This window comes from Vibrio sp. CCB-PB317 (assembly GCF_022808245.1).
Taxonomy (GTDB): Bacteria; Pseudomonadota; Gammaproteobacteria; order Enterobacterales; family Vibrionaceae; genus Vibrio; species Vibrio diabolicus.
In genome coordinates this window covers 328,135-341,055 of record NZ_JALGNU010000002.1, presented here as the reverse complement: position 1 = coordinate 341,055, position 12,921 = coordinate 328,135, and the positions used below count along the sequence as shown (strand labels likewise).

The following is a 12,921-nucleotide window of genomic DNA, read 5'->3' as shown; positions in this document are numbered from 1 at the left end:
CCTCTGTTACTGTGACTTTTTAGTTGAGTTCTATATGCACATAACACCTTCCGAAAACAAAAAACGCGATCTGTTGAAGAAAGCCTTTTTATGGTTAATTGTCTTCGACTACCTTTTATTGGCGTTTTTCTTAACTCAGCTGTCCAGTTTAACGCTTAACAATGGGACCATGATCAGTATGCTGCTCGTCGTCTACAACGTCTTACTCGTTTCTCTGTGCTTTCAAAGAACCAATAAACAGGACTCTTATATTATCTACCCTGTTTTATCCGCGACGTTGTTGGCATTCGTCTGCTTTCTTTATTTCTTTTTTTTAATTTAGATACCAGACTCCACCATTGATTTGATTTTTAATGCTTTTTCGAAGTGGTCGAGCCGATGGGTCTGAATCCACCACGTAGCCGCCTCCATCAACTGTTCAGGATCATCATTTTTGTTGGCGAAAAACGCATAAAATGAGAGCCCAACCTGCTCACCTTTGCTTTCGATCTTTTTGTCACAGACCTCTATTATTTTGTCTCTCAATGAAGCTCTCATTTCTATTCCCTTACGCTAGTACATACTCACTAACCATACGGTTGAAAGAAATCAGATCAAACGAACCTTTAATTTCAAAACGTACTCTTCCCACCTCACTCATAAAGAACTCAATTTCACAATCTAAGTCAAAAGTACCAGACGTCTCGATAGAAAATGCATTGATCTTGCTATAAGGCAGCGACGTGTAATCCACTTTTGAGCCCGTAATCCCTTGCACATTCGCCGCAATCACTCGCTTGTTGGTAAACACCACTTGGTCGCGAACCGTTTTAAAGCCCGCAAATACCGACTCGCCATCAATAAGAAACTTGTGAAAATCTTCCCTAACTTTTGATACCTCAATGGGTTTAAGCTTAAACACTGATGAATTGTCGAAATCGATCATAGTCATTCCTTTTTAGTTGATAGCGAACAAACTCAACGTAGCAGATACACAGACCGTTGCCTATCAGCTAAGTACCATCTTTCGATTTCAAACCTAGGAAAAAATTCAACAAAGTGCATTACTTCCAGCCCTGCCGCCATAGCTCTGGGTCTTTCAGCTCTTGCCAGTTCATCTCTTGCTCACGTTTACTCATAACCGCCTCAATGACACATTTCACAACATTGCCGTCTTCATCCAGTTCCATTTCAGTTACGACAAAGTGCTTCTCTTTATTTTTAGGTGACGTCGCCGTCCATTTGCTGTGCAATAGCTTCTTGGGGTGAATTTTATTCATAGTGGTATACCAATTTAACTAGCATCTTTATGTATACGACTGAATACCAAGAGAGAATCAGATTTTATTTTTAAGCATCCACGAAAAGAAAAAGCCGCAAAAGAGGTCATCCCCTAATGCGGCCTTACTTGCAACCCAATTAGGTCTTTTGACCGTTCAAACGAGGGTTTAAGTACTGACTCTGTAGCAACTGCAACGCCTTACCAACCAGCACAATCACTACCGCGCCAATCAATACGGGCGTGAACAGAAAACTCCACCCCTGCCCAGATGCCATGATCAAGATAGGATTTGCGCCCGCAGGTGGATGCGTTGTCTTCGTAATCAGCATTGCTGACACTCCTAACCCAGTCGCAATCGCGAGGGTGATTGGCGTGATCTCAACATATTGGCTAAACGCAATACCGATAGATGCCGTAATCAAGTGACCAATGATCACGTTTTTTGGTTGAGCGAGAGGGCTGCTAGGCACCCCAAACACCAACACCGCAGTAGCACCAAATGGCGCCATGAGAAGTACAACCTCAGTAAGAGATACCTCGACGTAAGACAACACACCAATAGCCAATGTCGCACCAAGCCCCGCGACCAACGATAAAATTAAATTATTCATAAACACCTCAAAGTAGACCGAATTGTCTACAAGTTAAAATAGACAAATCTGTCTACCTTTGTCAATATGTGTTTGTAGAACTTTTTGAGGACGTAGTTATGAACAAAAAGAAACAGTTATTGATCGATACCGCGTTGTCGCTGTTTTACAAACAGGGCATCAACTCCATTGGCATCAATGAAGTCCTTAAAGTATCTGGCGTGGCTAAACGCACGCTGTACAGTCATTTTGAAAGCAAAGAAGCGCTCATCCTCGCCGCACTAGAACAACGCCACCAAATCTTCATGGCGTGGCTAGAGGAGAAACTATCACCAGCACAATCGAGCACAGACGTGATCGACCAGTTGTTTACCGCGCTTAACGGCTGGTTTCATGGTTCTGAGGAAAAATTGGGCGAGTTTCGCGGCTGTTTCTTCATCAACACGTCCGCCGAATTCAGTGACGACAGCGGCGAGATCGCAACGTATTGCCGCCACCATAAACAACAGGTTCGAGAGCTAATTCAACGCTATCTCAAATCAGACAACACATCATTACTCGATGCCATTTGCATCATGAAAGAAGGCGCCATCACTACCGCTTACATGACAAAAGAGTACGACGACGTCACAAAGAAATGCGTGGAAATTTTGCACAAGCTGTAACGGTAAGAAAGCAAGAAACGAAACGACCGAGCACCAAACTGGCGAGAATGTTCAGAAATGGTAAGGTTATTTTATCAACCTAATGAGACACGCTTGATATGAAAATTGGCGAACTGGCGCAAAAAACGGGCCTTGCTCCCTCGCGTATTCGATTTTACGAGCGCATCGGACTGCTAAAAACCGTGACCCGTAAAGCCAACGGGTACCGTGAGTATCCGCAAGAAGCATTAATGATTCTGGACATGATCACAACGGGTCAGCAAGCTGGATTCAGTTTGGATGAACTAAGTGCGTTACTGCCATCCGACCTTTCTAACTGGGATCATCATCAGTTATTGACAACCTTGCAGCAAAAAGTCCAAGAGCTCGACGAGCTTGAGCGAAAAATCGCGCAGAGTAAAAGCAAGTTAAAAGAAGTACTTAAAGAGATTGAAGCTAAGCCAGATGACATGGACTGTGCAATGAATGCAAAACGCGTCATGTCTCAGCTTGGACAAACGATTCTGACCAAAGAAAACCCGTCAAATAAAAAGTAAAGCCGTCAGCAAATCAAAGCAATGTTAACAAGCGAAGCTTTACTCTTGATGTTGGGTTAGAGATTCGCCAACTCCCCTGCTAGCCACTAAATTGAGTCTGTCAAAACCATTCGCCCTTAGCTCAGGTGTGCCATCTCCTTGTTTCTATAATCAATAAAAAATCAATCCAATTTATCTTCAAAATGTGGGTTGACCTTAAACCTAACTTTAACGTTAGGATGAATATCAAAGCAACACAGCAGGAGATTGGTGAATGCAAACGATATTGGGTGCAAGTGGGCAAATTGGCCGTGAGCTGGCATTAAGCCTAAAACGAGACTTTACGAGCGACATCCGATTGGTGAGCCGCAATCCGCATCGAGTCAACGAGACGGATCAACTGGTAAAAGCGGACTTGCTCGACGCGAAACAAACATCAGATGCCGTAAAAGGTTCTAGTATCGTTTACCTTACTGCAGGGCTACCAATGGATACTCAACTGTGGGTGGAACAGTGGCCAACAATGATGCGTAATGTCATCGCCGCATGTAAAACTCATCAAGCAAAGCTTGTTTACTTTGATAATACCTACATGTACCCGCAAACGGATACGCCTCAACAAGAAGATGCACCATTTCAGCCCAATGGAGAAAAAGGTCGAATTCGTGCGGTCATTACTGACATGCTGCTAGAATCGATGAATAAAGGAGAAATCGAAGCCGTTATCTGTCGTGCTCCGGAGTTTTACGGCCCGGGGAAAACGCAAAGCATCACTAATTCCGCCATTATCGATAATCTACTTAACCAAAAGAGCGCAAAGGTGTTTTTACGTGATGACACCAAACGCAGCTTAATTTATACGCCAGACGCAAGCCGAGCCATGGCGCTAATTGGGAATACGCCCGATGCTTACGGACAAACTTGGCATTTGCCTTGTGATGATCGTCGACTGACGTATCGGGAGTTTATCGCTGTTGCAGCAAAGGTTTTTAACGTTCCGCCGAACTACAAAGTCATCAAGCGCTGGCAATTGTGGCTAGCTGGGCGATTTAATCAAACCATTCGAGATGCTGCCGAGCTTTTGCCTCGCTACGAATCTGACAACCTTTTTGTTTCGGATAAGTTTCAGACTCGTTTTCCAGATTTTCAAATCACCACATTCGAACAAGGCTTGACCACAATTCAACAAGAAAAAGCCGATGACCAGAAACCTCTTTAAACAGGCATTGATAGGAGCTTTTTGATGAAAGATAACACACCGGCATCATCCCCAGATCGTTGGATCATATACGGAGCCAATGGTTATACAGGCGAGCTAATTGCGAGAGAGGCCGTAAAACGAGGTCACCACCCAATCCTTGCTGGTAGAAGTTTAGAGAAAGTACAAAGCCTAGCGGCTGAACTAGGGCTGCAAAGTCTTGCTTTTTCTCTTGAGGATAAAAGCAGCGCGGTCCAACATATTTCGGGTTCATCACTGGTATTAAACTGCGCAGGCCCCTTTTCTTCGACGGCAAAACCGATGATGAAAGCGTGCCTAGATGCAGGCACACATTATCTCGATATTACAGGTGAGATCTCTGTGTTTGAGTTTGCACAAACGCTGCAATCACAAGCAAAGGAAGCTGGTGTCGTATTGTGCTCCGGTGTTGGATTTGATGTTATTCCAACGGATTGCATTGCAGCCATATTGAAAGCTGAGCTACCAGATGCAACACACTTGTCTCTCGGTTTTGACTCTCGCTCTGGTTTTTCTCCGGGCACAGCGAAAACGTCTGTCGAAGGTTTGGCTCAAGGCGGAAAAGTGAGACTTAACGGAAAAATCACCACCGTTCCGCTAGCGTATAAAGTTCGCAACATTGATTTTGGTGACGGCGAAAAACTTGCGATGACCATTCCGTGGGGCGATGTTTCAACCGCCTATTACACCACGGGGATTGAGAATATTGATGTTTTTGTTCCCGGATCGCCGAACATGATAAAAAACGCTAAACGAGCGAATTGGGTTCGCCCCCTTCTCGGCATAACCTGGGTACAAAGCCTCATAAAAAGCCGTATTGAAAGAACCGTAAAAGGACCGAATGAGGAGCAAAGAAACCAATTACCCACATATGTGTGGGGTAAAGCAAGCAACAAACTCGGACAAAGCAAAACAGCACGAGTACAAACGGCCAATGGCTACAGCTTAACCGTAACGGGATCTCTGGCGATTGTAGAACACCTGCTACATACGAAGCCTGAAGCCGGTGTATACACCCCATCTAAGCTCATGGGATCCAATTTTGTGTCGCAGCTTCCCGGCTCTAGTGGCATAACCATTGAAGAGTAAACAAAAAGGCACCAATCGGTGCCTTCTGCATTAACAGGGGTTGAGGCCATCACAACTCGTGTTCGGTACGAGCGATGATGTCATCCTGCGCGTCTGGTGACAGCGCGGTAAAGAAGGCTGAATAGCCCGCAACTCGTACGACAAGGTCACGATATTGCTCAGGGTTCTTCTTCGCTGCCAGCAAGGTTTCACGAGAGACGATGTTGTACTGCACGTGCCAACCTTTGTGGTGATTAAAGAAGGTGCGAATCAGCATTGAAAGCTTGAGCTTATCCCCTTCTGAAGCGACAGCCGCTGGGCTTAACTTCTGATTAAGCAGCACGCCACCTAGGATTTTATTGGCTTGAATTTTACCGACTGAGTTATACACCGCCGTTGGTCCCAAACGGTCAGAGCCCGATGCTGGACTTGCGCCTTCCGCCAGTGGCGTTTTCGCTTTTCGACCATCTGGTGTTGCCATCGTGGATGCGCCAAATGGCACGTTGGCAGAGATGCTTGATGTTCCCGCGTAGTAGCCACCACCAATTGGCCCGCGCCCATGACGTGTGTTGACAAATTGCGCCAACTCATCGATATAAACTTGGTAAGCATCAGCCAGCAATTGGTCGACATAATCGTCGTCATTGCCGTATTTTGGCGCGAAGTTGATTAAGCGTTGGCGAAGTTGTTCGTTCTCAATACCATCAAAGTCTTCTTCTAATGCTTTTGCCAGTTCCGTTTGGCTGATTTGTGCTTCTTCAAACACCAAATGTTTGATCGCCGCCAAACTGTTACCCAAATTGGCGATACCCACTTGCAGGCCAGATACCCAATCGTATTTCGCTCCGCCTTCTTTTACTGTTTTACCACGCGCCAAACAGTCATCCACCAGCGATGAGCAGAAAATATCTTGCGCTTGCTGCTCAAGCACACTGTCGACTACGGTATCGATCTCTATCGATTTACGTGTGTAGTAGCGAATTTGCTTCGCCCAAGAAGCGGTGACTTGCTCAAAGCTCTCGAAGTTGCCTTTTGCCAACGACTTATCATGCGGCAAGAAGGCTTTGCCCGTCGTTGCATCCACACCTTCGTTAAGCGCAGCCAGTAAAATACGCGCAAAGTTAATGAAGCTCATGCCCGTGCAACGGTAACCCCATTTGCCTGGAACAGCGGTTTCAATACAGCCAATAGACGCATAGTTGTAAGCGTCTTCTTTCTCAACGCCAAGCTTGATGAATTCTGGAATGACGATTTCATCGTTGTTGAATGCAGGCATACCGAATCCACATTTGATCACTTCAATACAGCCCATCAAGAACTCTTGATTCAGACCTTCATGATAGCGAACACTCAAGTTCGGTTGCGTGGAACGTAGCTGACCACAAGACTCTAAAATCGCCCAAGATAGCGGGTTTACGGCGTCTTCAGGTTCTCCATTCTCATTCAGCTTTTGGCCACCGATACAAACGTTTTGATACAGAGGAGAACCTGCCGATGCTTTTGAGTGCGCACCAGAGCGAATCTTGTTTACTTCAAGCAATTTCAACCAACAGCTTTGCAATAACTCAAGGGCGAACGCTTTGTTCATCGTGCCACTTTCAAGATCACGCACGTAGTAGTCGTTTAGGAACTGGTCCATCCGACCGAATGAAACAGAGTGGCCATTCGATTCTATTTGCAGCATCAACTGCACAAAATAGCTCAGTTGCAGAGCTTGCCAGAAGTTGGTTGGCGCATGGAAAGCCACATGACGACAGTTTTCTGAGATTGTCTCCAGTTCTGCTTTCCTCTCTGGTCGAGTTTCGTTTTGTGCCATTTCCAGAGCGAGATCGGCGTAACTCACCATGTGCTCCTGAATCGCAAGCAAGACAATTTCGACGGACTTATAAAACTGCTCTTTCTTTAACCCTTCATACGTCGACACGTCGTTATTAGCGCGATGCTGGCGAACCTCATCCAACAGACCGTTCATACCGATCTTCAGGATTTTTTCGTTATCCACTGCAAGGTGCGCGTCGCCCGAAGTCATGTTGCCCTCGGCTTTAATGATAGTGCTGGCTAGGATCTCTTGTTGCTCGTCGGTAAAAAGTCCATAGCAGCGATCTTGAACCGTTTTACCGCGCCAGTATGGCGTAATGGCGTGAATGCTTTGTTTGTCTTCTTCACTTACCGCAAAACCAGCCCCAGGTCGGTCGGCCAGTTCGTCGATTTCCGCTTCAATCCAACGCACCGTGTATTCAGGGAAGATCGGCGCAGCGCGTACTTTGCTCGCTTGGTTACCGACAATCAGCTCGTCGTGCTTAATCCAAATGGTACGAGTGCGTAAGTGCTCTTGTAACGCCAACGCTCGTTGCACAATCACAGGTTTGTCTTCATTTGCCTGATACGCTCGAGTATAAGCCTCTGCGCGCTCAGTACAGATAGGCGGCGTTACGATGTTGACCAGTGCCGATTTGTGGGCTTTGATTCGCTCTGGAAGGGTATGTAGGTCCATGGTTAACCTCTAACAATCACGTTAAGTTGAGTATGTTCGCTTGCGTATTGCATTGCGTTTTCTAGCAGTTCTGGATTATTTAATGGTTTGTCAGAACACTCGTAAGGCATATCGAGCAAACGGTATTTATTGATGCCGAGGGTGTGATACGGCAGCAAGTGAAGTTCTTGGCAGCTTTCTAATGAAGCTGCGAAATCAATGATCGCTTTGAGCTCATCAATGGTGTCATTTAAGCCCGGCACAACCGGAATACGAATCACAATGCGTTTCGCAATCGGTGCCAGTTTTCTAAAATTGTCTTTGATGCGTTTTAACGATCCCTTCGCCCAGCAGAGAAACTTTTCTTCGTCGGTGTGTTTAAGATCCGCTAACCAGCAATCAATATACGGCGCGACTTTTTCTACGTTTTTCCACGGAACATGCATGCACGACTCCACCGCCGTAGACACATGGTTTTGATGCAAACGTTCGGCAAGTTCTGCCACAAGACTTGGCTGCATCAGCGGCTCTCCACCAGAAAATGTCACGCCACCTTGGCTTTGATCGTAGAAAGGTTTGTCTTTCATCAACACTTCAAACAGTTCGTCCGATTTCGCCGCTTCTCCACATATGCTGAGCGCTTGTGTTGGACATACGTTTCGCAGCGCAATGATCTGCGCTTCTCTCATGGCTTTTCGATTGATGATGATTTGATCGTCAATGCGTCGGATACCATCGCTCGCCATGTCGCCGTTTACGGTTTGTTTATAAGCCGACACACAAAGCTGGCAGTCCGCTATACAACTGCGCTCATCAAACAGCAGAGAGTGCTTTTCACTGCGGCTTTCTGGGTTTTGGCACCAAGGACAGGACAGACTGCATCCCTTCAGAAACAGAATGGTGCGAATACCATCACCATCGTGGGTCGAGAACCTCTGAATATTGAAATACATTGCTGTCCGCCTCTTGGTTTGCTCTTCTACTTTTCACGCTTTTCTTTTGCTGAAAGCTTCATTTGATAATGAAATATTGGCACTTAACTTTCACTTTGTGAAATTATTATAGTTTCAATTGAAATTACAATTGATCAAAATCAAGATCTCAGCGGATTGTCAGATCTATAGTGATCCCATCATCAAAACGAAGATTTTGTATAAGGTAGAACCCATGATCGAACTCTATTTAGATACTGCTGACGTGGCAGAAGTAAATCGCTTTAACCAATGCCTACCTCTGAAAGGGGTAACAACAAATCCAAGTATTTTGGCGACATCAAAACAAGGCTTGAACCAAACCTTAGCTGGCATGCAAGAAGCGTTAGGGGGCACACCCCGTTTTCATGCTCAAGTGGTGAGCACAACTGTAGAAGGCATGGTAGAAGAAGCGCGCCAAATCCAAGAATTACCCTATGATATGGTCGTTAAAGTGCCAGCGACCGAAGCGGGCTTAGCGGCAATTAAGTTAATGAAAAAAGAGGGAATTCAAGTACTCGCCACTGCTATTTACTCTGCTCAGCAAGGTTTCCTTGCGGCATTGTGTGGCGCTGACTATCTTGCGCCTTATGTGAACCGTATTGATGCGATGAACGGAAACGGTGTAGAAGTGGTCGCAGACCTGCAATTGCTACTGGATCAAAACCAACTGCCTGCAAAAATTTTGGCAGCGAGTTTTAAGAATACCCAACAAGCGATGGAAGTGATGAAGTTAGGTATTGAAGCGATCACCTTACCTGTCGATGTGGCCGCGCAGATGTTTTCTCATCCAGCAGTTCAGCCGGCTGTCGATCAATTTGACAAAGACTGGAAATCCACGTTTGGCAACAAACTTTCATTTGAAAGTTAAACATAAAATTATCGAAAGTCCCGTTCCTCCTCGATCGAGGAGCTTTTGATATGGGAATCTCTGAGAAAAAGTAACATTCGCGCAGGCAACTGTTTATAGATGCGGCTTACGAAGAGATTCCCACACCACTAATCTCGCCTCAACCTTCACGCAAACTACTCTATTCGTAACATCACTACTGACGAAAAACGCTCGTTCCACAAGCAAAAAATTTTTGCTTCAAGCAGACAAACTCACAAGCACAACGCATCAATAAGTCGGTAATTATTAATTTTATCTATTGGAAATGAACACTGTTCATTTATAATCAGCGAACCTAACGCAGTAACAAGGAATCCACTTCATGAAACGCATTGCGCTTCTCTTTGCCATGTTTGCATTACTTTCTGGTTGTAGCAGCATGTCGCCAGAACAATGCCAAACCGCAGATTGGTATCGCGTCGGCTACCAAGATGGCCGCTCAGGCAACAACCCAAACATTTTGTACGAATACATTAAAGACTGTCGCGAAGCAGGCGTAACGCCAAATCACGTTGAGTGGCAAGACGGTTTTGATAAAGGCACCATTCTTTACTGTTCGCCAGACAATGGTTACACGGTGGGTGTAGAAGGAAAAACCTACTATGGCGTTTGCTCTAACGATCTTTTCCTTAAAAACTATCAGTTAGGCCATCAAGAATATCAGCGTCAACAACGCATTAACGCATTAGATGCAGAGATATCACGCCTTGATCATCAATTGGATGCAAACTTAGATAAAGACAACGCGAAGCGTATTAGAGAGAGAAGAAAACAACTGGCGCGTGAGCGTGCATCACTCATCTCGCCAGGAGCTAATTACTACTTTAACTTTTAGTCGCGACGGGCTACAACGCTAGGGTCATAAAGCGGCTGTTTGGATCAGGTTGATAGTCGCCAAACGGCTCGCAGTACGCGAAGCCATATTTTTCATATAGGCGATGCGCGGGTTCAAAAAATGCCATCGACCCAGTTTCTAAACTTAGACGTTGTATCCCCTGATGTTTCGCTTGCTCAATCACGTGATTGAGTAAGCGGGATGCCACGCCCTGTTTTCTCGCCGACGGCGTCGTACGCATCGATTTCAACTCTGCGTGACCATCTTCTAGTTGGCTCATTGCCACACATCCCAATAGCTGCTCACCATCCCACCCCGTCCAAAACGTGATTGAAGGCAGCTTCAACTTGCTTACATCTAACGCATGCACGCTCTCTGGTGGCGATGTAGCGTACATGTCCTGTAAATGCTCTTCCAACAACGCAAGCACCTGCGGCCGTTCTAAATCGTCGATTTCAATTCTCATATATCCATCCTTGGTGTTTTTACTATCCAAGTCACCTTAACTATATGTTTTAAAGTTAAATGTCCATCCAAACCTCAAAGATACCTAGGTTTGCACGAAACTAAGATGATTGAATAATAAAAAAGCCCCAACACAAACATCAGAAAAATCATGTGTTGGAGCTTCCTTTGCATTTCTATGTAAGTCTATTCGTAAAGTGCTGGCGTACTTTGTAATTGCTCGCTAAATTTGAAAATATCATCAATCGAGTCGATTGGATGACGGGTTTCTGTTTTAGCTTCATCAAAGAGGCCAATGTACTTTTGTTTGGTATTGAACCAAAGGCGACATAATGGCTTCCTATTGTTGTCATCAAGCAGGATACCAAAATAACTTTGCGTATCACGGGCACACACTCGCTGTACATCAACTTGTTGTCGTAATATCGCTTTAACGACATTAAAACCCTCGATCTCTTCATCTGTCGTTTGAACTTTGGGTTTATCTTGAACGGGTTCAACAGATTCTTCAAAGGTGTTAACGCTATCGTCAACCTTGATCGGTGCTTTATCATCTCCACCAATTGCAGATTTCAATCGAGCATTAATGCTGTCGTTCAAGAATTGTTTTAGAGCCTTCGTTGTAATATCCATGAACTGTGCTTTGACTTTTGCGGTTTGGACGCCATCGTACACTTTTGAAGTAAAGAATTTTACAAACTCCTCTTCAGGGTTCTGAAACTGTTCATGAAGTGCTTTTTTAATTTGATTGAGGTACTTGAGCTCGCCGGCAGCATCAACTACAGAATCAACATCAAAAGAAGACTTGGTAAGCTTTTTCACTTCGGGAATTACGTGCTCATCAAGATTGGCAAGATCCAAAGTCAAAAACGGCTTTTCATCCATTTTATTTGGAGCGTCTAAGTCCGTAAAAAACTGATATTCAGATCCATTAGTTAAAATCGCAATACGAGCATTGGTTACTGAAAAATACCGAAACAATTGATTAGCATGTTTAGTGGCCAATGGCTCACCAAATTTTTTACACTCGATAAGAATTTGTACAACCCCATCTTTAATGAGTGCGTAATCTACTTTTTCTCCCTTCTTCGTAGCAATGTCAGCAGTAAACTCAGGGATAACCTCATTTGGATTAAAGACATCATAACCTAATACAGAGTGCAAAAATGGCATTACTAATGCGTTTTTTGTTGCTTCTTCTGTAGCTAAACTCGCTGATACTTGGGGAATTTTTTTGGAAAGAGCTTGAACTCGTTCTATAAAATCCATAAGACACTCCATCATATTGTTCATTTAAACACTTAAAGTATATATGACACTGGTATCTTAAAATGTTGTGTAGTTAAAAGTTTGAATGCCATATGCAAACACTCACCCAACAGCGAACTTAAAGCGGCTGTCTCATAATGTGCTGCGGTCCAACGGGGCCGCCGTGGTAAAGCTCATTGGTATCTTCAAACCCTGATTTTAAATAGCACTGATAAGCGGGTATGTTGCGGCAATTCACAGTGAGATAAAGCGCATCAAACTCGGGAAAATGGCGTTTGGCGAAATCGGCAAACTGTTGAATGGCTTGCTTGGCGATGCCTTTGCCTTGATGACGGTGATCCACCAGCAAAGCACGTACGCCTAAGCTGTTTTTCGGGCAAAAATCGTATTTCTCGCTGTAAGCAGCATCGAACAGAAAAAAGCCAACCACGTCATCGTCTGCCAGAATCAGATGCGGAAGCTCTGTGGGTTCAAGACGTGTAAGCATTTCACCCACATCCGCGACCGTAAACTGCGATTGCTCCTCTAGCACGCTAAGTTCGCAAGTTTGTTCATGTCGCTCAGGCGAATACTTTTCAATAGTAATCATAATCTTCCTTGTTGTTTTTATGCTCAATTCATACAGGGTATGTCGTAAATAGAAATACCTAGTGTCGTATTTCCCACTCGCAGGCAAACGT

Annotated in this window: 16 protein-coding genes; 7 read left to right on the top strand and 9 right to left on the bottom strand. The window is 44.8% G+C overall.

The genetic code is table 11. The features are described from left to right. Window positions 1–34: 34 nt before the first annotated feature. Window positions 35–322, top strand: coding sequence for a hypothetical protein (locus MTR11_RS10665; protein ID WP_104972923.1), 288 nt, complete (start codon window positions 35–37; stop codon window positions 320–322). On the opposite strand, the gene MTR11_RS10660 is transcribed toward MTR11_RS10665, so the two are convergent. The 4 genes from MTR11_RS10660 to MTR11_RS10645 form a co-directional block, all read right to left on the bottom strand. Beyond that, entirely contained in the window at window positions 319–537 is a 219-nt protein-coding gene (locus tag MTR11_RS10660) for a DUF6500 family protein (RefSeq protein WP_085342540.1), read from the bottom strand. The two genes, MTR11_RS10665 and MTR11_RS10660, sit on opposite strands and share 4 nt — an antisense overlap. 10 nt (window positions 538–547) lie before the next feature. Then, window positions 548–925, bottom strand: a complete 378-nt coding sequence (locus tag MTR11_RS10655; RefSeq protein WP_005396583.1) for a PH domain-containing protein — start codon at window positions 923–925, stop codon at window positions 548–550. A 118-nt stretch (window positions 926–1,043) separates the two neighbouring features. Beyond that, complete coding sequence (locus tag MTR11_RS10650; protein ID WP_046875742.1) at window positions 1,044–1,259, bottom strand: TIGR02450 family Trp-rich protein; 216 nt, start codon at window positions 1,257–1,259, stop codon at window positions 1,044–1,046. Between the two features lie 139 nt (window positions 1,260–1,398). Further along, on the bottom strand, window positions 1,399–1,872 hold the full coding sequence (locus MTR11_RS10645; RefSeq protein WP_243327490.1) for an HPP family protein: 474 nt from the start codon (window positions 1,870–1,872) through the stop codon (window positions 1,399–1,401). A 98-nt stretch (window positions 1,873–1,970) separates the two neighbouring features. Here MTR11_RS10645 and MTR11_RS10640 point away from each other — a divergent pair, with 98 nt between their 5' ends. From MTR11_RS10640 to MTR11_RS10625, 4 genes are all read left to right on the top strand, one after another. Next, window positions 1,971–2,516 carry a TetR/AcrR family transcriptional regulator gene (locus MTR11_RS10640; protein WP_047009615.1) on the top strand — a complete coding sequence of 182 codons (546 nt, stop codon included), beginning with the start codon at window positions 1,971–1,973 and terminating at the stop codon, window positions 2,514–2,516. Window positions 2,517–2,614: 98 nt separating this feature from the next. After that, window positions 2,615–3,052, top strand: coding sequence for a MerR family transcriptional regulator (locus tag MTR11_RS10635; protein ID WP_006741992.1), 438 nt, complete (start codon window positions 2,615–2,617; stop codon window positions 3,050–3,052). A 253-nt stretch (window positions 3,053–3,305) separates the two neighbouring features. After that, entirely contained in the window at window positions 3,306–4,250 is a 945-nt protein-coding gene (locus MTR11_RS10630; RefSeq protein WP_243327489.1) for an SDR family oxidoreductase, read from the top strand. 24 nt (window positions 4,251–4,274) lie between these two features. Beyond that, window positions 4,275–5,357, top strand: coding sequence for a saccharopine dehydrogenase family protein (locus tag MTR11_RS10625; protein ID WP_243327488.1), 1,083 nt, complete (start codon window positions 4,275–4,277; stop codon window positions 5,355–5,357). A gap of 49 nt (window positions 5,358–5,406) precedes the next feature. On the opposite strand, the gene MTR11_RS10620 is transcribed toward MTR11_RS10625, so the two are convergent. Then, a complete protein-coding gene (locus MTR11_RS10620; protein WP_243327487.1) occupies window positions 5,407–7,830 on the bottom strand; it encodes a formate C-acetyltransferase/glycerol dehydratase family glycyl radical enzyme in 2,424 nt (807 codons plus the stop codon). A 2-nt stretch (window positions 7,831–7,832) separates the two neighbouring features. Continuing rightward, a complete protein-coding gene (locus MTR11_RS10615) occupies window positions 7,833–8,762 on the bottom strand; it encodes a glycyl-radical enzyme activating protein (RefSeq protein ID WP_243327485.1) in 930 nt (309 codons plus the stop codon). A gap of 214 nt (window positions 8,763–8,976) precedes the next feature. Between MTR11_RS10615 and MTR11_RS10610 the strand changes: the two genes are divergently transcribed. Both MTR11_RS10610 and MTR11_RS10605 read left to right on the top strand, forming a co-directional pair. Next, a complete protein-coding gene (locus MTR11_RS10610) occupies window positions 8,977–9,651 on the top strand; it encodes a fructose-6-phosphate aldolase (RefSeq protein ID WP_243327483.1) in 675 nt (224 codons plus the stop codon). Window positions 9,652–9,994: 343 nt separating this feature from the next. Next, window positions 9,995–10,507 carry a DUF2799 domain-containing protein gene (locus MTR11_RS10605; RefSeq protein ID WP_005484189.1) on the top strand — a complete coding sequence of 171 codons (513 nt, stop codon included), beginning with the start codon at window positions 9,995–9,997 and terminating at the stop codon, window positions 10,505–10,507. 10 nt (window positions 10,508–10,517) lie between these two features. Here MTR11_RS10605 and MTR11_RS10600 read toward each other — a convergent pair whose 3' ends face one another. From MTR11_RS10600 to MTR11_RS10590, 3 genes are all read right to left on the bottom strand, one after another. Beyond that, entirely contained in the window at window positions 10,518–10,973 is a 456-nt protein-coding gene (locus MTR11_RS10600) for a GNAT family N-acetyltransferase (RefSeq protein ID WP_243327482.1), read from the bottom strand. Window positions 10,974–11,158: 185 nt separating this feature from the next. After that, window positions 11,159–12,241, bottom strand: a complete 1,083-nt coding sequence (locus MTR11_RS10595; RefSeq protein WP_005462737.1) for a type I restriction endonuclease — start codon at window positions 12,239–12,241, stop codon at window positions 11,159–11,161. 118 nt (window positions 12,242–12,359) lie between these two features. Next, the gene (locus MTR11_RS10590) at window positions 12,360–12,830 is read right to left on the bottom strand and encodes a GNAT family N-acetyltransferase (protein WP_164665914.1); all 471 of its coding nucleotides are present in this window, start codon (window positions 12,828–12,830) and stop codon (window positions 12,360–12,362) included. Window positions 12,831–12,921 lie beyond the last annotated feature (91 nt).

Bases quoted from the DNA above. Each gene is read 5' to 3' on its own strand.
- MTR11_RS10600 (WP_243327482.1), bottom strand. From the start codon at position 10,973: ATGAGAATTGAAATCGACGATTTAGAACGGCCGCAGGTGCTTGCGTTG.
- MTR11_RS10645 (WP_243327490.1), bottom strand. From the start codon at position 1,872: ATGAATAATTTAATTTTATCGTTGGTCGCGGGGCTTGGTGCGACATTG.
- MTR11_RS10605 (WP_005484189.1), top strand. From the start codon at position 9,995: ATGAAACGCATTGCGCTTCTCTTTGCCATGTTTGCATTACTTTCTGGT.
- MTR11_RS10615 (WP_243327485.1), bottom strand. From the start codon at position 8,762: ATGTATTTCAATATTCAGAGGTTCTCGACCCACGATGGTGATGGTATT.
- MTR11_RS10665 (WP_104972923.1), top strand. From the start codon at position 35: ATGCACATAACACCTTCCGAAAACAAAAAACGCGATCTGTTGAAGAAA.
- MTR11_RS10590 (WP_164665914.1), bottom strand. From the start codon at position 12,830: ATGATTACTATTGAAAAGTATTCGCCTGAGCGACATGAACAAACTTGC.
- MTR11_RS10635 (WP_006741992.1), top strand. From the start codon at position 2,615: ATGAAAATTGGCGAACTGGCGCAAAAAACGGGCCTTGCTCCCTCGCGT.
- MTR11_RS10660 (WP_085342540.1), bottom strand. From the start codon at position 537: ATGAGAGCTTCATTGAGAGACAAAATAATAGAGGTCTGTGACAAAAAG.
- MTR11_RS10640 (WP_047009615.1), top strand. From the start codon at position 1,971: ATGAACAAAAAGAAACAGTTATTGATCGATACCGCGTTGTCGCTGTTT.
- MTR11_RS10655 (WP_005396583.1), bottom strand. From the start codon at position 925: ATGATCGATTTCGACAATTCATCAGTGTTTAAGCTTAAACCCATTGAG.
- MTR11_RS10595 (WP_005462737.1), bottom strand. From the start codon at position 12,241: ATGGATTTTATAGAACGAGTTCAAGCTCTTTCCAAAAAAATTCCCCAA.
- MTR11_RS10620 (WP_243327487.1), bottom strand. From the start codon at position 7,830: ATGGACCTACATACCCTTCCAGAGCGAATCAAAGCCCACAAATCGGCA.
- MTR11_RS10625 (WP_243327488.1), top strand. From the start codon at position 4,275: ATGAAAGATAACACACCGGCATCATCCCCAGATCGTTGGATCATATAC.
- MTR11_RS10610 (WP_243327483.1), top strand. From the start codon at position 8,977: ATGATCGAACTCTATTTAGATACTGCTGACGTGGCAGAAGTAAATCGC.
- MTR11_RS10650 (WP_046875742.1), bottom strand. From the start codon at position 1,259: ATGAATAAAATTCACCCCAAGAAGCTATTGCACAGCAAATGGACGGCG.
- MTR11_RS10630 (WP_243327489.1), top strand. From the start codon at position 3,306: ATGCAAACGATATTGGGTGCAAGTGGGCAAATTGGCCGTGAGCTGGCA.